Origin of the sequence: Bradyrhizobium sp. CCBAU 53421, assembly GCF_015291625.1 — a bacterium.
In the GTDB taxonomy this organism is placed as follows: Bacteria; Pseudomonadota; Alphaproteobacteria; order Rhizobiales; family Xanthobacteraceae; genus Bradyrhizobium.
Map to the genome: position 1 here is coordinate 5,626,461 of NZ_CP030047.1, position 18,454 is coordinate 5,644,914.

The window sequence follows — 18,454 nt, forward strand, 5'->3', positions numbered from 1 at the left end:
GCCGTCAATATTGCCCGAGCATGCGCCCTGGCGTTATATAAGTGAAGCTTTGATTGGTTATGCGTTGCATAAGGCGTCCTTTGATGAAGAACCTCAACCTCGCCTATCTCGAGAGCTTCGCCGTCGTGATCGATTGCGGCAGCTTCTCCGCCGCGGCCGAGCGGCTGCAGTTGACGCAGCCCGCGGTAAGCTTGCAGGTGCGCCAGCTCGAACGGAGCCTGAATGCGACCTTGATCGAGCGGGTCGGACGACGGGCGAGGCCAACGGCTGCCGGCGTCGCCCTGCTCTCGCACGCGCAGCAGATCAACGCGGCGGTGACGTCGGCGGTCGACGCCGTTGCGCAGCAGACCACGGGAACGGCGGGCCGCGTGCGGCTCGGCACCGGCGCGACCGCCTGCATCTTCCTGCTGCCGCCGATCCTGAAGGAGCTGCGGGCCGCGCTGCCGTCGCTGGAGATCACGGTCACGACCGGCAATACGGCGGAGATCGCCAGAGCCGTCGAGGACAACACGATCGACATTGCCCTCGTCACGCTGCCGGTGTCGGGACGAAGTTTTGAGATCACGCCGGTCATGAACGACGAGTTCGTGCTGATCGCGCCGCGAGAGATGCCGCTGCCGGCTCGGATCACGCCGGAGGTGCTGGCGACGAGGCCGGTGCTGCTGTTCGAGCCCGGCGGCAACACAAGGCGCACTGCCGACGAATGGCTGGCGCGCGGCGGCGTGTCGCTGAAGCCGCTGATGTCGCTCGGCAGCGTCGAGGCGATCAAGGAGATGGTGCGCGCCGGCCTCGGCTGCGCGATCCTGCCCGGCATGGCGGTTCCCGCCCGAACCAAGCAGCGCGACCTGATCGTCCGGTCGCTGTCGCCAAAGCTCTACCGCCGCCTCGCGGTCGTGATCCGCCGCGACAAGCGCCTCGACCGCGGCCTGCGGCAGACGCTGTCCGCGCTGAAGGGACTCTCGGCCACCAAGGATAGCGGCCGCTAGGGAGGACGCCGCGCGTCCTCCCTGCTCCAACCCTCACGTCGCCTTGCGTTCCTGCTCCGCGATCTTGCGGAATGCGGCTTCGCCGGCGTCGGTCACGGCCGCCCACTTCGCGTTCGGCGCGGTCTCCACCTCGTAATTGTCGTGCCAGTTCCACCATTTGTAGGTCGGGCCCTGCGGATAGCCTTTCGGCGAATCCTCCCAGAGCTCCTGGCGACCGAACGGCGTGATGTCGAGATAGCTCCACACCGTGCCCATCGACTCGTCGCCGCGGCTGTTGACGAGGTAGGTGCGGAAGATCCGCTCGCCGTCGCGGATGAACACGTTGTGGCCGTGCCATTCGGCGACGCCGAAGTCGGCATCAAAACTATCTGTTATCGTGTACCATGGCATATCCCACTCCATCCGCGCCTTCAGCCGCGCGATGTCGGCCTGCGGCGCGCGCGAAGCATAGGCCAGCGTGGTGTCGCGCTGGTTCAGATGCGAGAGATGGCTGACCTGATCGGCGCCGAGCGAGCAGCCACGGCAGCCGTGATCGGGCCACCCGAATACGCCGGGCTCGAAGAACGCGCGATAGATGATTAGCTGCCGGCGCCCCTCGAACAAATCGAGCAGGCTCGCTTTGCCGTTCGGCCCCTCGAAGACATACGACTTCTCGACTGCCATCCACGGCATCCGCCGCCGATCGGCCGCAAGCGCATCGCGCGCCCGCACATGCGCCTTCTCCTTGACCAGCATCTCCAGGCGCGCCGCCTCCCACGCCTCCCGCGATACCACGGGCGGGGTCTGCATTGCCGCCAGTCCGCCGCGATCGTTGTCAGCCGATTTGCTCATGATGATCTCCATCTTTCGAATTGGACGAACTCCGCGACCGCTGCGCAGTTCCCGCGCCGAGGCCGTTCGTCATTGGCCATGCCGCAATCTGGCGCGGCGGCACCCGATGATGGGAGTGACAAGTGTGTCGGGATTTTCGCGCATGCGCGCCGATCGCCTCCATCTCCTTGCATAATACTTGCACTTTGCAAATAACTATGCGAGCCTCGCCGCCATGAAGCAAACTGCTGCCCCCGTGTCCGACGATGGCCTGAAGCTCAGCGCCTGGCTGCCCTATCGCCTGTTTCTCGTCGCAGCGCAGGTCGCTCGCCCGCTCGAGAGCTTCTACAGCGAGACGTTCGGATTGAGCCAGGCCGGCTGGCGCATCCTCGCCGTCATCGCCGAGCGCGACGCCGCCAATGCCTCCGAGATCGGCCGCGCCTGCGCGCTCGATCCGTTCGCGGTCAGCCGCGGCATCGGCCAGCTCGCAGATCTCGGCTTCGCGGTGCGGCGGCCGGGCAAGACCGACCGTCGCTTCGCTGCGGTCAGCATCACCCGCAGCGGCCGGATCGCATTCAACCGGATCGCTGCGCTCGGCAGCGCGATCGAGGCGCGGCTGCTGTCGCGCCTCTCGGAGAGCGAGCGGACGGCACTTGATTCTACCCTGACCCGGCTCGAGGGAGAAAGTGCGCGGATCGATGCCGGCGGTTGGCGCGCGCTGCTCGACGACGCCGCAACGCCATGACGGCCATGCTGTTCGCGCTGACCGCACTGCTGTGGGGCGGCGGCGCGCTGGCAACCGCGATGCAGGCCGGCGTCACGCCTGCGCCGTGGTCGGTGGCGCTGCGCATGGTGCTCGCGGGCCTCATCCTGCTCGGCTACGGCCGGCTGCGCGGCATATCGCTCGCGATCCCGCGCAAGGACCGGCTGGCCGTCGCGGTGCAGGGCCTGCTGTTCTTCGCCATTGCCTTCATCGCGTTCTATGAAGCGACCGCGCGGATGCCGAGCGGACTTGCGGCGCTGGTGCTGTCGACGTCCTCGCTGTTCGCGGCCGTGATCGCGCGTGCCACGCTCGGCGTCCCGATCTCCTCCGGGTTCGTCTGGGGCGCGCTGTGCGGGATCCTCGGTCTTGCGATCATCTTCCTGCCCGGCGCCATCGCGCATGGCGCCGCACCGCTCGCCGGCTTCGCCTGGGCACTTGCAGCGGCGATCGCGACCGGTGCCGGGACAACGGTCGGCGCGCGCAACCAGCGCGCCGGACTGCCCGTCGCCTCCGTGCTCGCCTGGGGCGCATTCGTTGGTGCGGCCGCGAGCGCGCTCTGGGCGGTCGCGACCGGCACGCCGTTTGCCGCCGACGTCTCGCTCTCTTATTTGACAAGCTTCCTCTATCTCGCCGTCGCCGCGTCCTGCATCACATTCATGCTCTATTTCGAGCTGGTGCGCCGGCTCGGTCCCGGCCGCGCAGCCTACACGCTCGCACTGGTGCCGCTCGTTGCGCTGGTGCTGTCGGCGCTGTTCGAGCATCTCGTGCTGGGCTGGCCGGTGCTGGCCGGCGCCGCCGCGATCCTTGCCGGCAACGTGCTGGTGCTGGCGCGCGGCTAGGTTCAGGTGGCCAGGCCGATCGCGCAGCCATCGGAATTGACGCCAGCACGATATCTGACTAAAGTCAGATATATGCTCGATCCGGTTTCCCGCGTCCGTCGTTTCAACCGTGCCGTCACGTCTGCGGTCGGCGCGCTCGACACCTCGTTCCTCGGCCGCGGCCGGCCGCTCGGCGCCGCGCGCGTGCTGAACGCGATCGGGCACGGCCGCACTGACGTCGGCGAGATCAGGGATTATCTCGGGCTCGATTCCGGCCTGATGAGCCGGCTGTTGCGTAGCCTCGAGGACGAAGGGCTGATCGAGACCACGGCACACGAGACCGATGCGCGTCGACGCATCGCGAAACTGACGGCGGCAGGCAGGCGCGAATTCAACGCGTATGAGGCGATCTCCAACCGACAGGCGAAGGACTTCCTCGCCCACAATTCGCAACGCGAGGCGCTGCTGGCAGCGATGGATTTGATCGCCTCGGCGCTCGGGCGCGACGGCACCGCCTTGGACGAGATGGACCCGCGCAGCGACGCGGCGCGCTATTGCCTCGGCGAATACTACGCCGAGCTCGCGCGGCGCTTCAAACAGGGGTTTGATGTCAAGTTGTCGCGCGATCCGGATGCCAAGGACATGGTGCGGCCGCGCGGCAGCTTCATCGTGGCGATGTCGGACGGCCTGCCGATCGGCTGCGTCGGGCTGAAGGGTACGAGCGGCGAGTACGCGGAGATCAAGCGGCTCTGGGTCGCACCTGGCGCGCGCGGGCTCGGCCTCGGCCGCCGCCTGATGGATGCGGCCGAGCACGCCGCGCGCGAGCTCGACATCGCGGTGCTGCGGCTCGACACCAACAGCGCGCTGGCGGAAGCCGGCCAGCTTTACCGTCGAACCGGCTGGACCGAGATCCCGCGCTTCAACGACGACCCCTACCCCGATCTGTTCTTCGAGAAGCATCTCTGAGCAGCGCAGCGCTCCCAGCACGCCTCTTGCACGTGTTGTCCGGCGTCGTGCACTGGCCTATGACACGGACATGACTATCCGCCCCATCGTCCGCTATCCCGATCCGCGGCTTGCGCTGCCGGCCGAGCCCGTCAACCTGTTCGACGATGTACTGCGCAAGCTGGCGGCCGATCTGCTCGAGACCATGCATGCAGCGCCCGGCATCGGTATCACCGCGCCGCATATCGGCGTATCGCTGCGCGTCGTGGTGCTGGAGCTCGACGCCAGCGAGGGCCCGCGGACCTATGTCAACCCGGAGATCATCTGGACCTCGCCCGAAATGATCCTGCACAAGGAGGGCAGCGTCTCGATGCCCGGCGTCAACGACGAGATCGAGCGCCACGCGAGAGTCCGCATCCGCTATCAGGACGTTTACGGCAACGTGGAGATCGAGGAGTCCGACGGGCTGCGCGCGGCGTGCCATCAGCACGAGATCGATCAGCTCGACGGTGTCTTCTGGATCAGGCGGCTCTCCCGCTTGAAACGGGAGCGCCTGATCAAGCGGTTCGAGAAGATCTCGCGAACCTAGCCGGACCTCACCCTGCCGCCATCAAATCCTTCGCCAACGCCATGTAGGCCGGCAGCGTCACAGGGTCGTTCGCGGCATTGCCGGCGGCGTGGTGCGAGGCATAGCGCGCGATCACCATCTCTGCCTTCGGATCGATATAGATGCCCTGGCCGTGCACGCCGCGCGCCATGTAGGCGCCGTGCGCATTGTGCGTCACCCACCACTGATTGCGGTAGGAGGCACCAGGCAATGTGGTGTAGCCCGCCGGCCTGAATTTCTCGGGGTCGCCGCCGCGCGCGATGTCCTCGACCACCGTTGACGGCACGATCTGGCGGCCGTTGAAGCGGCCGTGATTGCGCATCGTCTCGCCGAACCGGGCGAGATCGCGCAGCGTGGTCGAAAGCCCGCCGCCGCCGCTCTCGGTGCCGATGCGGTCGACGTGGTAATGCGCGTCCTCCTCCGCGCCCATCGGCGCCCAGATTCGCTCGGACAGCAGGTCCGACAAGGTCATGCCGCTGGCACGCCGGCAGATGAAGGCCAGCACGTCGGTGTTGACGGTCTTGTAGGCGAAGGCCTTGCCGTGCTCGCCCTGCTTCTGCTGCGCGCAGAGGAAGTCGAAGATGTTGGTGGCACCCTCGTAGCCCGGCGGGATCGGCGCCATGCCGTTGGCGCGGCGCAGCCCCCACACGTCGGAATTCCTATCGGTATAGACCTCGGTGTATTTCAACCCCGTGGTCATATCCATCACCTCGTGCACGCGCGCATCGCCGAACGCGCTTGGCTTCAGCTCCGGCACATAGTCGGTGACCGGCGCCTGCGGATCGATCTTGCCTTCGGCGACCAGCATGCCGGCCAGCACGCCGGTGAACGACTTCGTCACCGACATCGCGATATGCGGCTTGTGCGGCTTCAAGGCGCCGAAATAGCGCTCGTAGATCAGTTTGCCCCGGTGCAGCACGGCGATGCCGTCGGCATAGCTGTCCTCGAGCATGCGCGCGAACGTCTGCGGGCGGCCGTCCATCGTCACCGACGCGGAGATGCCGATGTCGTGATCCTCGCGCGGCAGCATCGACGCAGGCCCGGCCCCGCGCCAGACGTTCACCGTCGGCACCAGCTGGCGGATGTTGCTCCAGGCCCAGCGCAGCTCAGGGAAGCTGCGGAACGAGCCGTCCAGGAACGTGATCGTCTTGTCTCGCGGCGGCGGAAAGCCCTGCATCCAGCCGAGCGTCTCGGGATCGCTCTCTGCGGCGGTCGGATTTTGTTGAGTTGCGGCGGCTGCGACGGACATCAGGGGCTGGCTCCAGAGCTGCGGAGCGAAATGCGTATCACGCGATGGCATCGCACACATCCCGCGTTTGCGCCGGGGTGACCGTCGCCGCGTGCGCATGCCGCGAGGCAAATGGCCTCGCGCCGCATAGACCAGCTCGATCGGACGCACGACTGTCGCGTCCGGGCCAAATCATTCCACCAAGCGGATTACGCCGCGGCCGCCCGCTCGATTGCGGCGATGTCGATGTTCTTCATCGTCATCATCGCCTCCATCGCGCGCCGTCCGGCGGCGCGATCGGTGCCGTTGACGAGCTCGAGCAGCCGCCGCGGCGTGATCTGCCAGGTAAAGCCCCAGCGATCCCGGCACCAGCCGCACGGCAATTCCTTGCCGCCATTGCCGGTGACCGCATTCCAGTAGCGATCGGTCTCCTCCTGGCTGTCGGTGAGCACCATGAAGCTGACCGCCTCGTTCGGCGTGAAGTTGGAGCCGCCGTTCAGGCCGACGAAGCGGCGGCCGAGCACGGTGAACTCGACCGTCAGTTCATCGCCCTGCCCGATGCCCGGTATCGGCGAGACATGCCCTGCATCGACATGGCTGTCGGGAAACGTCGCGGCGTAGAATTCCGCCGCTGCGCGCGCCTGGCCTTGATCGAACCAAAGGCATGTGACGAGATCGGTCATTTGCAGTCTCCTGGTTTACGCGCAAAGGACGGTTGACGAAGAAGCCAGCCGACACCGCGGCAACGGGCTGGTGAAAATAATTCAGGGGAGCGGCGTTTGTCGCAACACCGCCTCTACACGCCCCGCCCTCGCCCCGGCGAAGGCCGGGACCCATGACCCCAAATGTAAATTGTTGAGTGTTGCTGACACGACGAGTTCCCACATGACGCCTGCTGCGGCGTATGGGTCCCGGCCTCCCGCCGGGACGACACTGAATATATTGCGCGATCACGAGTTATACGTTCGCATTCTCGCGACACAGATTGCCTTGCTCTTCGCTCCCCTGCGGAGGGCGCAGGGACGCTTGCGCTCAAAATAGTCCGGGATCGGCTGTCGGGACGGACGCCGCTCGTTCGTCCTCGGAACGCAAGGACATGGAGTGAAACGATGACCCCGACCATCACCGCCTTCGAACGGTCCCCCGATGGCGGCAAGGGACTGGCGCGCGATACGCGCGTTCGTTGGGCGCTGGAAGAAGTCGGCCAACCTTACGAGGTTCGCCTGGTTTCGTTCCAGGCGATGAAGCAGCCGCCACATCTGGCGCTGCATCCCTTCGGCCAGATTCCGACCTATGAGGAAGGTGATCTCGCACTGTTCGAAACCGGATCGATCGTGCTCCATATCGCCGAGCGCCACGCCGGCCTGCTGCCTGACGACGCCAATGCCCGCGCCCGCGCAATCAGCTGGATGTTTGCCGCGGTCAACACCGTGGAACCGCCGATCCTCGAACTCGTCACCGCCAGGATCCTGGAGAGCGACAAGCCCTGGACCCAAGAGCGCCTGCCCCTGGTCATGGATCGCATCCGCGACCGGCTGAAGCAGCTCTCCGCCCGCCTCGGCGATGCCGACTGGCTCGACGGCGCATTCAGCGCGGGCGACCTGATGATGGTGTCGGTGCTGCTCAGGCTGAGACTATCGGGCATCCTCGACGAATATCCGAACCTTTCCGCGTACGTCGCCCACGGCGAAGCGCGACCGGCGTACAAGCGGGCTTTCGCGGCGCAGCTGGCGGTTAACACGGGCAAGCAACCGACCGGCTGAGGCTTGGGCACGCGGGATATGCGCACTAGTCGAATGACTCGTGTTCCGCCAGCGGTTCGGTCAGCTCAAATCCCGGATGAAGCTGCGAAATGATCTTGAGCGCGGTGCTGCCGGGTGCGATCCCCGCGGGATGCACGCCCGACGCATTGAAATACTGGTTGCTCAGCACCGCCACGCCGCATTGCAGTTCCGGCACAACGATCACGATCGCCTCGAACCCGCCCTGGCTCGTCGCACCATTCTTCGTGAAGACGGCATGGCCTTGCGCGTCCGACGTGATTTGCCAGGCGAGCCCCATGGTGACGCTGGTCTTTTCCCCACAGACCGGGAATGTCCCCTGGTTCTGCTGCGTGAGCGCGATCTGCGCGCCGAGCGGCCCCTTCGGTGCCGCGATCTGCGCGGCAAGAAACTTCAGCATATCGTCGCCGGTGGATTTCAGATCGAAGGCCGTGCCGCCAGTCGGCGTATTGCGATCGAACACGATCGAATATGGCGGCTCAGTGCTCTTGCTCCAATGCCCGATACATCCCTGCGCGATCTTCCAGGAAGAATCGAGCACGGCTCCGGTCTGCTTCATGCCGAGCGGACCGGTGACGTATTCGGCCAGGATCAAGTTGTAGTTATGGCCCGGGTCATTCCCATACATCTGCGTGACCGCAAAACCCAGGGTCACAAAACCGATATTGGAATACTGCCAGCATCCTGGCGGCGGCGTATCGTATTGATTCCACCACGCGACGAGTTCGCTGGAGGGCGGCTGATCGGCAAACAGTTGCTGGCTGTAGCCGGTCAAGCCATCCCCCGGCTGCTCCGGCATGCCGGAGGTATGGGTGGCGAATTGCACGAGCTGGATGGCGTCCAGCACCGGCGTTCCGATCGGGTTCGGGCTGAGGTTGTGGCCAGCGTTCAGATAAGGGCCGATCGGGTCGTCGAGACTGGGCCCGCCTGCCTTGACCGCCACCGCCAGCAATGTGCTGGTGAACACCTTGGTCACCGATCCGATCTCGAACACCGTGTCGGTCGTGACGGCAAATGGCGCGGGCGAAGAGCCGGGCACGCCTGACAGTCCCTTGGGGTAGACGTAGCCCTTGGTGCCGAATGACTTTTCGTCATAGACCGCGATGCAGCAGCCGGGTGCATTGCTGATCTTGAGATAATTTTCGGCCGCCTGCTGAACGATTTGTGCCGGACTTGTCGTCCCGTCGATCACTTGGTCGCTCATTTCGCCCTCTCACGGTGAAGATGCACGAGCTGATCTTTGGTTGCATCTTCTCATATAACTTCGTCCAGCGCGAGTGAAATCACCGTTACTGTTTGTTTCAAGTTCGCTCGTCCGTTGAGCATTCGTGCGGACAGCCGCGTGATCAAACATTGCTTCGCCCCGGACTCTCGGCGGTCGCGAAACTCACGCAGCGTTGAGCCGGCGTGAGCAAGGATTGCGTTTAACTGCGCCCGCTCCGCGCACATCTATCTGACGAGGCCAGACTCCTTGGCCCCGTAAGCAAACGGAGAAACTGAATGACGAACGTCAAACTGTTGTCGGCTGCTTTAATCGCGGTTGCCACGATCGCGTCACCGGCAATTGCGCGTGAAACCCACGTTGCCTCCAGGCATGTCGCCGAAGCCAACGCAGCCGCGCCGGCCGAGCCCGTCTATGTCGAGGGTCGCGCCTGCATTCCGGCGCCGCGTGTCGGTTCATTCGCGACTGCGCCCTGGACCGGCGGCAATGTCCCCTGCGAACCGGGTCCGTATTGATCGCGCCGCGCGCATCGGTCGGCCGAGCTGCTGTTAGCTGCTGAGTCGGCGCGATGTGCGATTGCGACAGATAACAAGATTCCAGCTCGTAGAGCGGGTCAGCGATCGCTTAATCCGCTCTGCGCGCTGAGGGCCGCCGCGCGTCAGTCGCGCGATATCGACAAGCCGGCGAGAAGCGGAGCGTGGGCAGCGAGCCTGCGGGATATGAACTCGGTGAAGAGCCGCACGCGCTTCGTCTTGCGTGTCTCCCCCTGCGTGAGAAGCCAGAGCGTTCCGTACATATGCAGGTCGGTACCCGGCACCCTCACCAGCAGAGGGTCGGCGTCTCCGACGAAGCACGGCAGCGTCGTCATCCCGATCCCCTGCCGCACCGCGACGATCTGCGCCTCGGCATCTGTAGCCCTGAACGGAACCTCGGCGGCGCGAACCTCACCCTCGTGGGCCCAGTCCGGGATTCCATGAATACTGATGACGATCCACCTGATGGGATCAGGCGCGCCCGCGCGCCATGCGGCCAGTCGCTCGCGGGATATGTAGATGCCTCCGAACAGCTCCGGTCCCTTCAGCCCGTGAAGATTGAGCGGCAGGGTTTGGCGGTCGTAGACGACACGGATCGCGACGTCGGCCTCCCGGTTGGTCAGATTTGCCAGCTCGCCGAACGACAGGATCTCCATCTCGATGTCCGGATGCAGGCGCGCGAAATCGGCGAAGTCCGGCATCAGCAGGTGTGTCGCGAGGGTCGGTGCCAGTGTCACCCGCAGCAGCCCGCGCACGCTCTGGTCGCGGCCGAAGACGCGCGTCTCCAGCTGGTGCGACGACGCTTCCATCTGGTCCGCGAGCTCGAGAACCTCCTCCCCCGCAGCCGTCAGGCGGTAGCCCGAAGGCAGTTTCTCGAACATCTGCGCCCCGAGCCGTTCCTCAAGCTGGGCGACGCGTCGCAGCACGGTCGAGTGGTTCACCCCAAGCCGCTCGGCGGCAGCCCGCACCGAGCCTCCGCGCGCGACGGCAAGAAAGTAGCGAACGTCATCCCAGTCGATCATGGTGCAATCCAGCACCGCTGGGGTGCGCCTTCCAAAGCCGATATCCGATACACCGAACAAGATCTCGTATGTGGGTATTGCGCGCGATCATCATAGCCCAAGCCGACAAGCGCGGCCCATTCCGAACGACGGACATCCGTCATCGCGGCCTCCTTCAACCGTCCAGCCGGATGGATTTCGCACCACCGATGTGCGCGCTTCCGCACTCAACGCCTGACGCCGGCTGGCCTACTTCGAGGTGCTCGGGGGCATCCCCGAATGACCAAAGACGGAGCCTGAAGGAGAAGTCATGGGTAAGCTTGAGGGTAAGGTTGCAGTCGTCACGGGTGGATCGAGCGGCATGGCGCTGGCGAGCTCCCGGCGGTTCGTTGAAGAAGGCGCCTATGTTTTCATCACAGGGCGAAGGCAGGAGGCGCTCGACGAGGCCGTCAAGCTGATTGGCCGCAACGTGACCGGTGTACGCGGCGACGCGGCCCGCCTCGACGACCTCGACCGCCTGTTCGACACCGTCAAGCGGGAAAAGGGCAAGATCGACGTCCTGTACGCGAGCGCCGGCATGGGCAACGCCGTGCCGCTGGGCGAGATTACCGAGCAGCATTTTGATGCGACCTTCGACCTGAATACGCGCGGCACGCTGTTTGCGGTTCAGAAGGCGTTGCCGCTGTTCAACGATGGCGGATCGATCTTCATGACCGGGTCAGTTGCTTCGGTGAAAGGCTTTCCCGGTTACGGCGTGTATGCGGCGAGCAAGGCGGCGCTGCGCTCATTCGCACGCACCTGGCTCAACGAGCTGAAGGGCAGGAACATCCGGGTGAACGTGCTGAGCCCGGGGCCGATCGCCACGCCGATGCAGGACCAGGTTCTCACCGAGGAGGCGAAGCGGATGTTCGAATCTCTGATCCCGCGGGGAAAGATGGGTCGTCCCGAGGAAATTGCGGCGGCCGCGCTGTTTCTCGCCTCAGACGATTCGAGCTTTGTGAATGGAGTGGAGTTGTCAGTCGACGGCGGCTTCTCGGCCATCTGAATTCACCCGCAACACGTATCGGAGAAACATATGAGTTACGCAATTATCGGCTTCGGCAAGGTAGGCCAGGCCCTCGCCCGAGCCTTCGCCCGCAAGAACATCGAGGTGACCGTCGCGAGCCGCCGGCCACCCGAGGCGTTGGTACCGCAGGCGCGGGCGATCGGGCCCACGGTGGTCGCCAGGTCGCTGCGGGATGCACTCGAGGCCGACACGATCATCCTGGCGGTCCCGTTCGAGGAGCATCGCGAGGTTGCGAAGACGCTGCCGAGCTGGAAAGGCAAGACGGTCATCGACGCGATGAACGCGTTGGTTCCGCTTGAGGAGCTGGACGGTCTCCCCTCGTCCGCCTTCGCCGCCAAGGCGTTCACCGGCGCCAGGTTCGTGAAAGGGTTCAATCACCTGATTGCGGCCAAGTTGGCTGCCGATCCGATCGTCGAGGGCGGCCACCGGGTCATCTTCCTGTCCAGCGACGACGAGGACGCGATCGCTCCCGTGGCGGCCCTCGCCAAGCAACTCGGGTTCGCACCCGTCAAGCTCGGAAAGCTCAACGAAGGTGGCGCGCTGGTGCACGCACGCGGCCGCGTTTGGGGCCCGCTGATCTTCCAGGATCTATTCAAGAAGGAGCAGTGATCGGCGTATGGGCGCCGTTCGAACAGCGGGGCGACACCCTGGCCGCGCCGGATGTACAGCGCGCAGTTCGGTTCAACGGTGTCAAACGGCGTCAGATATGACAACGCGTTCTCGCGACGATAATCGTCCGAGCTTTACTGTTGGTTTCACCCTCTTCGATCCGAGGGCGCAGGGAAGACCGGGTGCCGATCGCACCCATGGGCCCCGAGCGATGGGTAGAGAGCTCGGGGGTAGGACCACAGGTGTAACCGGAAACATCCGGCCTTCCCTGCGCGATGGTTGTGCGGCTTACTTCGTGCTCTCCCCGGCGAGACTGGGCTTCTTTGTCACCGTCCTCACACGCGCATCGCGCAATGCAAGAAGACACCTGCCGTTAGGGCGTCAGGACCACACGACTTCGCCGTCCGCCTCATGCGCGTTCGTCAACTGCGCACTCAGCGTCCACCGCATCCCACACCACGCTCGTGACGATCGCGATCCGCCCCTCGTGTCGGGTGAGACCGGCGGATTGAACATCTGAGTTGGGTTAAACGCCAAGCGGAATATTTTCTTATCGCAGGATTGACACGTTTTGGTGAGTTGCCCGTCGGGTTGATTTGTCGCACGTGGTGGAGCGGGATTCGAGAAACACGTCGGCCAGGGAGCGCATGAGCACTGGGAAGAAAGCCACGCTCCGTCCTTCTCGTCTCCGCTCCACAAGCGTCGCTCAGCCAACAGGCCAGTACGGTGGCGATCCGGCGGCCGCAAAGGGCCAGTTGAGCATTTTGCGCTCGCGGTTGTTTGGCCCGGTTACGCCTTGCTCTGAACATCGGCGATGAGCTTGATGATCATTGGTCGAACGAAGTCGACGTGATCGAGAATCCGGCGGGGCATGTGTTCGACATAGGTCACGAACTTGTCCAGCACGTCGTGGGCGGCTGAAATACCGACCTCGCGAACGTGTGAGTCCACCTTTTGCTTGCCTTCCTTGTACTGACTGTAGAAGGCGCCGATCTGCTTGCACATCAGCTCGTCGATTGGACCGATCGACTGGCGCGGATGCAGGGGAAGACCGCCCATGGCCACCTGCGTCGCCCGGTCCATCGGAAGGTAGATGATATTCCAATCGTCATAAGGCAACAGGTTCATCAACTTGATCAGAAACTGGCCGAGTTCGCCGTTGTAGACCGGCTCGGAAAGCACGAAGAACGGTCGGATCGCGTTGTGGCCATGGGCCTGCAGCAGCTCCGTTTCGATCTTTGTCCGGCGCGCATCCTGTGTCGCCAGGGATTGCTTGACCCTGCGCGCGAACTCGGCCTCGTCGGGAATGATATTCGCGGCGTCGTTCAGGCCGAATCCCAGCGACCGCAGCATGTCGCCATGTCGTCCCGCGAACACGTCTTCGCCGAACACGCGGCGCTTGCCGTCAGAATCGGTCTTCCGCTTGCCGAACATGCGCAACCCCCTGTTGTTTTGCGGGGAGGCTAAACGGGAACGATTAAGAAGTTGAAGGTCGCGAAAGGTAAAATTTGCCTTACACGGCCCCTGGAAACAGCCCGCGTCGGGCCGCTCTCGCGTCAGTCTCACGAGAGCGGTGTCGCAAACTACGATCTCGATCAAGCTGCCTCGATCGGCTCGGACATCGTGATCCGGTTCTTGACGCTCGGACGCTCCTGCATCGCTGCATACCATGCCGAAAGAGCCTCGCACTCCACCGGCACCGGCACCTTCACAAGTCCCGCGAATATCAAGCCGCCTATGACGGTGATATCGGCCATCGTGAATGCGTCGCCGGCGACGAACGGCTGTCCTTTCAGAATGCCGTCGAAGTAGTGCATCCCCCTGAGGGCCTTGTCGCGCTGACGGAATCCCCATTCGGGGTTCTGATAGATTTCGACATGAGGCCCGAGGCCCGGCGTGGCGTGGTGGAAATAGACGCTGATGGCATCGAGCAGTTCCAGTTCGGCGCGCTTGCTCATCATGTGGATCACGCCCTTTTCGCGCGGCGTCCTGCCGGTCAGCGTCGGTGCGCCGTCGAGCGCGTCAAGGTACTCGGTAATGGCCGTGCACTCGCCAATGAAGGTCCCGTCGTCGAGTTCGAGCACCGGCAGGGTGCCGGAGTAGTTCTTGGCCAGGAATTCGGGCTTCTTGTGCTCGCCCTTGTAGAGATCGACCAATACGAACTCCACTTGCGACCGCAGCTTCTTCTCGGCCAGGGCGATGCGAACACGGGCCGGATATGGGCCAGTTGGCCAATCGTAAATCTTCATCGGGACTCCTTTGCCTACCTGTCACTTGGTAGGGTCCATATGAATACTTCACATCCGACCGGTCAACGCCTATCTGTCACTTGGTAGATAACGAAGCAGTGAGGCGATGAGGTGAGTTCAAGCTCTCGGGAGGCCATCCTGGCGGCAGCAAAGCGGACCGCGCAGGCGCGCGGCTATATCGGCTTGAACTTCCGCGATCTCGCGGACGAAGTCGGGATCAAGGCCGCCAGCATCTATCACCATTTCCCAAGCAAGGCCGATCTCGGCGAGGCCGTCGCGCGACGCTACTGGGAGGACACCGCCGCCCAACTCGAGGCGATGCTGGCAGAAACGGCCGACCCTGTCCGCTGCCTGCGTCGATATCCCGAGGTGTTTCGCAAAGCGCTCGAGAGCAACAATCGAATGTGCCTCTGCAGCTTCATGTCGGCGGAAGTCGACCACCTGCCGGACGCAGTGAAGAAGGAGGTCCAGACCTTTGCCGACGTCAACGTGGCGTGGCTGAGCAAGCTGTTGGTGGCGGCTAGCCTGGTCAGTTCGCGAAAGAGCGAACAGCGGGCCCGCGCCATCTTCGCCGCCGTCGCCGGCGCGCAGCTCATCGCCCGAAGCCGCTCCGATATTTCGCTCTACGACTCGATGATCGACAGCTATCGCGCCGCGGGTCTTCTGCCGGCATAGATGGCCCGAATGTCAGATCGAGGTGAGGCGGTGACCCCCTACTCCCACTCAATCATTTGGGACGACGTTGCGTCGTTGATCTACAAGTACAAATCTTCAAGGCTGACAGACAAATCCCGACGGTATACCCGCCGCATTTTTTCGGTCTTGAATTCGCAGAATAATTTGTGCTGTTCGGAAAACCGGCGATACCGCTACCTATCGGAGTCAATCGACTGAATAGCCCTGCATGCGTGACGGAAATCGCCGGCTCGTACTGGCGCAGCGTAGCTTCACATACCGTCAGAGATTAGGAAAGCGCTGGTTTGGTCATCCGATGGTCCCTACACCGCTCACCCCACTACTGCGCGCTATCGAAGCAGGTCCGCTTTTGCGCCAAAAGCCGCCCTCTGCCCAACCTGCCATAGTGAACGGGATGCCAAGCGCGGACAGATTCTTGTACAGCCTTCACTCGTATCGCTCAGATCTGGCGATTCAGGGCCAGCTCTGGCATTGGATACCCAAGCACATGGCATTATCGTCAGGGAATAGTTTTCCTCCTACGTCGGCCGCGTTCGGTTAAGCGCAGGCTTTTCAGAGCGCAATGATGACTAAAGAAAATTTCTTCGCCGCACTGGCAATCACGCTTTTGATTCCGTCCGCCGCCCTTGCTGACAGCAGAAATGGAGAACGAATCTTCTTGTCGAGGTGCGCCATGTGCCACGGAACCGATATTAAGGGCACAGGGCCATTGGCTAAAAAGAGTGTCCCTCCCACGCCCGATCTTACAACTCCTGCTTTCCGCCAACGCCTGGTCGATTACCCGGGCGTCATTGTCTCATCCGTAATACTCCGTCCAAATGGAGATCTGATTCCCGGGACATTACGAGAAAACGGCGTAAGGCTGCCTGCATTCGCATGGACAGTTAAGGATTTTCGCGATCTGAACGAATATATGACTGGCGTAATTTCTCGAAGTCGATGATCGCATAGACGCGGCCTGTATTTCGGGGCGCGTCGTGTCGCAAAACCTAGGATTTATGCGACACTTCAAGACAATTTTCAGCGCAGCGGACGCTCAGCGAAACTTGACCGCTGTGACCGGCTGTCCCCAACGCCGCAATCAAGGCAGTCTCGCAGTGTTCTGACGCTGGCGGAGGTTGTCGGCCCAGGAAGCTAGAGCAACAATCTCAGACGCCAGCGCATCTGGCCTAGGCAGCGGGCGATTCAGCGCAGGGGCAGCATTGTGCAGTAAGTCCGAACAACGCCCGAACCCGTCCCGCATAGCCTCACAATCGGGAACCGTGATCGCGGTCAGTTTGACCAGGCCGGGCGTTTTGAGCTCGTGATCGGGTCCGCACCGCCGGCGTGCTGAGACTTTTCAGCGCGCTCCGCACGCTCCATGCAGTGCCGTTGTTTGCGGCGGGCCAGAGGAGGTTGGAGACACACAGGACGACACGAAGAGCCGGGGCGATCACTCCAAACTACGATATCGCCGCCGCCTGTATCCCTACTCCCACTCGATCGTCCCCGGCGGCTTGCTCGTCACGTCGTACACCACGCGGTTCACGCCCTTCACCTCGTTGATGATGCGCGTCGCGGTTTCCCCTAAGAACTTCATCTCGAACTGGTAGAAGTCGGCGGTCATGCCGTCGGTCGAGGTGACGGCGCGCAGGCCGACGACGTATTCGTAGGTGCGGCCGTCGCCCATCACGCCGACGGTCTTCACCGGCAGCAGCACGGCGAAGGCCTGCCAGATCGCATCATAGAGGCCGTGCTTGCGGATCTGGTCGATGTAAACCGCATCCGCGTTGCGCAGGATGTCGAGCTTTTCTCTTGTGATGTCGCCGGGGCAGCGGATGGCAAGGCCCGGGCCCGGGAACGGGTGGCGGCCGACGAACACTTCGGGCAGGCCGAGCTCGCGGCCGAGCACGCGCACCTCGTCCTTGAACAGCTCGCGCAAGGGCTCGACCAGCTTCATGTTCATGCGGGCCGGAAGGCCGCCGACATTGTGGTGCGACTTGATGGTCACCGACGGTCCGCCGGTGAAGGAGACGCTCTCGATCACATCAGGGTAGAGCGTGCCCTGCGCCAGGAATGCCGCGCCACCGATCTTCTTGGCCTCCGCCTCGAACACGTCGATGAACAGCCGCCCGATGGTCTTGCGCTTCACCTCGGGATCGGTGACGCCTTCGAGTTCGCCCAAAAACTCTTTCGACGCGTCCACATGGACCAACGGGATGTTGTAGTGGTTGCGGAACAGGTCGACGACGGTTTTCGCCTCGTCGAGCCGCAGCAGGCCGTGATCGACGAACACGCAGGTGAGCTGGTCGCCGATCGCCTCGTGGATCAGCACCGCCGCCACGGCGGAATCGACGCCGCCGGAGAGGCCGCAGATCACCTTGCCGGTGCCTACCTGGGCGCGGATCTTCTCGATCGCCTCCTCGCGGAAGGCCCGCATGGTCCAGTCGCCGGTCAGGCCCGCGACCTTGCGGACGAAGTTGCGCAGCAGCTTTGCGCCGTCGGGCGTGTGCACCACCTCGGGATGGAACATCAGGCCGTAGTACTTGCGCTTCTCGTCCTGGATGATCGCGAACGGCGCATTCGCAGAGGTGCCGGCCACCGAGAAGCCGGGCGGCATTTTTGTGATCCGGTCGCCATGGCTCATCCACACCTGATGCTTTTCGCCGTGGCCCCAGACGCCGTCGAACAGCTGGCTGTCGGTCTTCACCTCGACGTCGGCACGACCGAACTCGCGGTGATGCCCGCCCTCGACCTCGCCGCCGAGCTGGGCCGCCAAGGTCATCTGGCCGTAGCAGATGCCGAGCACGGGAACGCCTGACTCGAAGATCAGTTGCGGGGCGCGCGGCGAGCCGGTCTCGTGCACGGACTCCGGGCCGCCTGAGAGGATCACCGCCTTCGGCTTCATCTCGTTGAAGGCGGCCTCCGCCTTCTGGAACGGCACGATCTCGGAATAGACGCCCATCTCGCGGACGCGGCGGGCGATCAGTTGCGTCACCTGGCTGCCGAAATCGACAATCAGAATCTTGTCATGCGCCGAGGCCACGGAGGGCGTCGACGGTTCGCGGGCTGTGTGCTGGGCTGTCATGGCAAGCAGATACGCGACAGCGCCCGCCCCCGCAACCGCGCAGCGCGGGGCGCCCACATTCTTCTTTGGGCAT

20 protein-coding genes are annotated in these 18,454 nt (G+C 63.7%); 11 read left to right on the forward strand and 9 right to left on the reverse strand.

Annotated elements, in window-relative coordinates:
* Positions 1-83 precede the first annotated feature (83 nt).
* A complete protein-coding gene (locus XH92_RS26990) occupies positions 84-986 on the forward strand; it encodes a LysR family transcriptional regulator (protein WP_194454820.1) in 903 nt (300 codons plus the stop codon).
* Between the two features lie 33 nt (positions 987-1,019).
* On the opposite strand, the gene XH92_RS26995 is transcribed toward XH92_RS26990, so the two are convergent.
* Positions 1,020-1,817: a DUF899 domain-containing protein gene (locus XH92_RS26995; protein ID WP_194454821.1), complete on the reverse strand. Its 798-nt coding sequence runs from the start codon at positions 1,815-1,817 to the stop codon at positions 1,020-1,022.
* A 214-nt stretch (positions 1,818-2,031) separates the two neighbouring features.
* Here XH92_RS26995 and XH92_RS27000 point away from each other — a divergent pair, with 214 nt between their 5' ends.
* The 4 genes from XH92_RS27000 to XH92_RS27015 all read left to right on the forward strand — a co-directional run bounded on the left by XH92_RS27000 (position 2,032) and on the right by XH92_RS27015 (position 4,911).
* Positions 2,032-2,541: a MarR family winged helix-turn-helix transcriptional regulator gene (locus tag XH92_RS27000; protein ID WP_194454822.1), complete on the forward strand. Its 510-nt coding sequence runs from the start codon at positions 2,032-2,034 to the stop codon at positions 2,539-2,541.
* Positions 2,538-3,398: a DMT family transporter gene (locus XH92_RS27005; RefSeq protein WP_194454823.1), complete on the forward strand. Its 861-nt coding sequence runs from the start codon at positions 2,538-2,540 to the stop codon at positions 3,396-3,398. The genes XH92_RS27000 and XH92_RS27005 overlap by 4 nt, the downstream gene beginning before the upstream one ends.
* Positions 3,399-3,470: 72 nt before the next feature.
* Entirely contained in the window at positions 3,471-4,343 is an 873-nt protein-coding gene (locus XH92_RS27010) for a bifunctional helix-turn-helix transcriptional regulator/GNAT family N-acetyltransferase (RefSeq protein WP_194454824.1), read from the forward strand.
* Positions 4,344-4,413: 70 nt separating this feature from the next.
* Positions 4,414-4,911, forward strand: coding sequence for a peptide deformylase (locus tag XH92_RS27015; RefSeq protein WP_194454825.1), 498 nt, complete (start codon positions 4,414-4,416; stop codon positions 4,909-4,911).
* A gap of 7 nt (positions 4,912-4,918) precedes the next feature.
* Here XH92_RS27015 and XH92_RS27020 read toward each other — a convergent pair whose 3' ends face one another.
* Positions 4,919-6,178 carry a serine hydrolase gene (locus XH92_RS27020; RefSeq protein WP_194461436.1) on the reverse strand — a complete coding sequence of 420 codons (1,260 nt, stop codon included), beginning with the start codon at positions 6,176-6,178 and terminating at the stop codon, positions 4,919-4,921.
* Positions 6,179-6,366: 188 nt separating this feature from the next.
* Complete coding sequence (locus XH92_RS27025) at positions 6,367-6,840, reverse strand: VOC family protein (protein WP_194454826.1); 474 nt, start codon at positions 6,838-6,840, stop codon at positions 6,367-6,369.
* A gap of 426 nt (positions 6,841-7,266) precedes the next feature.
* On the opposite strand from XH92_RS27025, the gene XH92_RS27030 reads away from it, so the two are divergent.
* Complete coding sequence (locus tag XH92_RS27030; protein WP_194454827.1) at positions 7,267-7,920, forward strand: glutathione S-transferase family protein; 654 nt, start codon at positions 7,267-7,269, stop codon at positions 7,918-7,920.
* A gap of 25 nt (positions 7,921-7,945) precedes the next feature.
* Here XH92_RS27030 and XH92_RS27035 read toward each other — a convergent pair whose 3' ends face one another.
* Complete coding sequence (locus XH92_RS27035; protein ID WP_194454828.1) at positions 7,946-9,130, reverse strand: serine hydrolase; 1,185 nt, start codon at positions 9,128-9,130, stop codon at positions 7,946-7,948.
* Positions 9,131-9,438: 308 nt separating this feature from the next.
* On the opposite strand from XH92_RS27035, the gene XH92_RS27040 reads away from it, so the two are divergent.
* Complete coding sequence (locus tag XH92_RS27040) at positions 9,439-9,675, forward strand: hypothetical protein (RefSeq protein ID WP_194454829.1); 237 nt, start codon at positions 9,439-9,441, stop codon at positions 9,673-9,675.
* 143 nt (positions 9,676-9,818) lie between these two features.
* Here XH92_RS27040 and XH92_RS27045 read toward each other — a convergent pair whose 3' ends face one another.
* A complete protein-coding gene (locus XH92_RS27045; RefSeq protein ID WP_194454830.1) occupies positions 9,819-10,715 on the reverse strand; it encodes a LysR family transcriptional regulator in 897 nt (298 codons plus the stop codon).
* Positions 10,716-11,004: 289 nt separating this feature from the next.
* Between XH92_RS27045 and XH92_RS27050 the strand changes: the two genes are divergently transcribed.
* On the forward strand, positions 11,005-11,739 hold the full coding sequence (locus XH92_RS27050; RefSeq protein ID WP_194454831.1) for an SDR family NAD(P)-dependent oxidoreductase: 735 nt from the start codon (positions 11,005-11,007) through the stop codon (positions 11,737-11,739).
* 30 nt (positions 11,740-11,769) lie between these two features.
* Positions 11,770-12,369 (forward strand): NADPH-dependent F420 reductase, encoded by a 600-nt coding sequence (locus tag XH92_RS27055; RefSeq protein WP_194454832.1) that lies wholly within the window; start codon positions 11,770-11,772, stop codon positions 12,367-12,369.
* A gap of 789 nt (positions 12,370-13,158) precedes the next feature.
* Here the strand turns inward: XH92_RS27055 and XH92_RS27060 are convergent.
* Both XH92_RS27060 and XH92_RS27065 read right to left on the reverse strand, forming a co-directional pair.
* A complete protein-coding gene (locus XH92_RS27060) occupies positions 13,159-13,803 on the reverse strand; it encodes a hypothetical protein (RefSeq protein ID WP_194454833.1) in 645 nt (214 codons plus the stop codon).
* A gap of 161 nt (positions 13,804-13,964) precedes the next feature.
* Complete coding sequence (locus XH92_RS27065; RefSeq protein WP_194454834.1) at positions 13,965-14,618, reverse strand: glutathione S-transferase; 654 nt, start codon at positions 14,616-14,618, stop codon at positions 13,965-13,967.
* A 111-nt stretch (positions 14,619-14,729) separates the two neighbouring features.
* Here XH92_RS27065 and XH92_RS27070 point away from each other — a divergent pair, with 111 nt between their 5' ends.
* On the forward strand, positions 14,730-15,293 hold the full coding sequence (locus tag XH92_RS27070) for a TetR/AcrR family transcriptional regulator (RefSeq protein WP_194454835.1): 564 nt from the start codon (positions 14,730-14,732) through the stop codon (positions 15,291-15,293).
* A gap of 573 nt (positions 15,294-15,866) precedes the next feature.
* Here XH92_RS27070 and XH92_RS43670 read toward each other — a convergent pair.
* Entirely contained in the window at positions 15,867-15,989 is a 123-nt protein-coding gene (locus XH92_RS43670; RefSeq protein WP_256437483.1) for a hypothetical protein, read from the reverse strand.
* Between XH92_RS43670 and XH92_RS43955 the strand changes: the two genes are divergently transcribed.
* Entirely contained in the window at positions 15,988-16,257 is a 270-nt protein-coding gene (locus tag XH92_RS43955; RefSeq protein WP_371818093.1) for a hypothetical protein, read from the forward strand. The two genes, XH92_RS43670 and XH92_RS43955, sit on opposite strands and share 2 nt — an antisense overlap.
* Positions 16,258-16,782: 525 nt before the next feature.
* Here XH92_RS43955 and guaA read toward each other — a convergent pair.
* The gene (guaA, locus tag XH92_RS27075) at positions 16,783-18,381 is read right to left on the reverse strand and encodes a glutamine-hydrolyzing GMP synthase (protein WP_305825186.1); all 1,599 of its coding nucleotides are present in this window, start codon (positions 18,379-18,381) and stop codon (positions 16,783-16,785) included.
* Between the last annotated feature and the right edge of the window lie 73 nt (positions 18,382-18,454).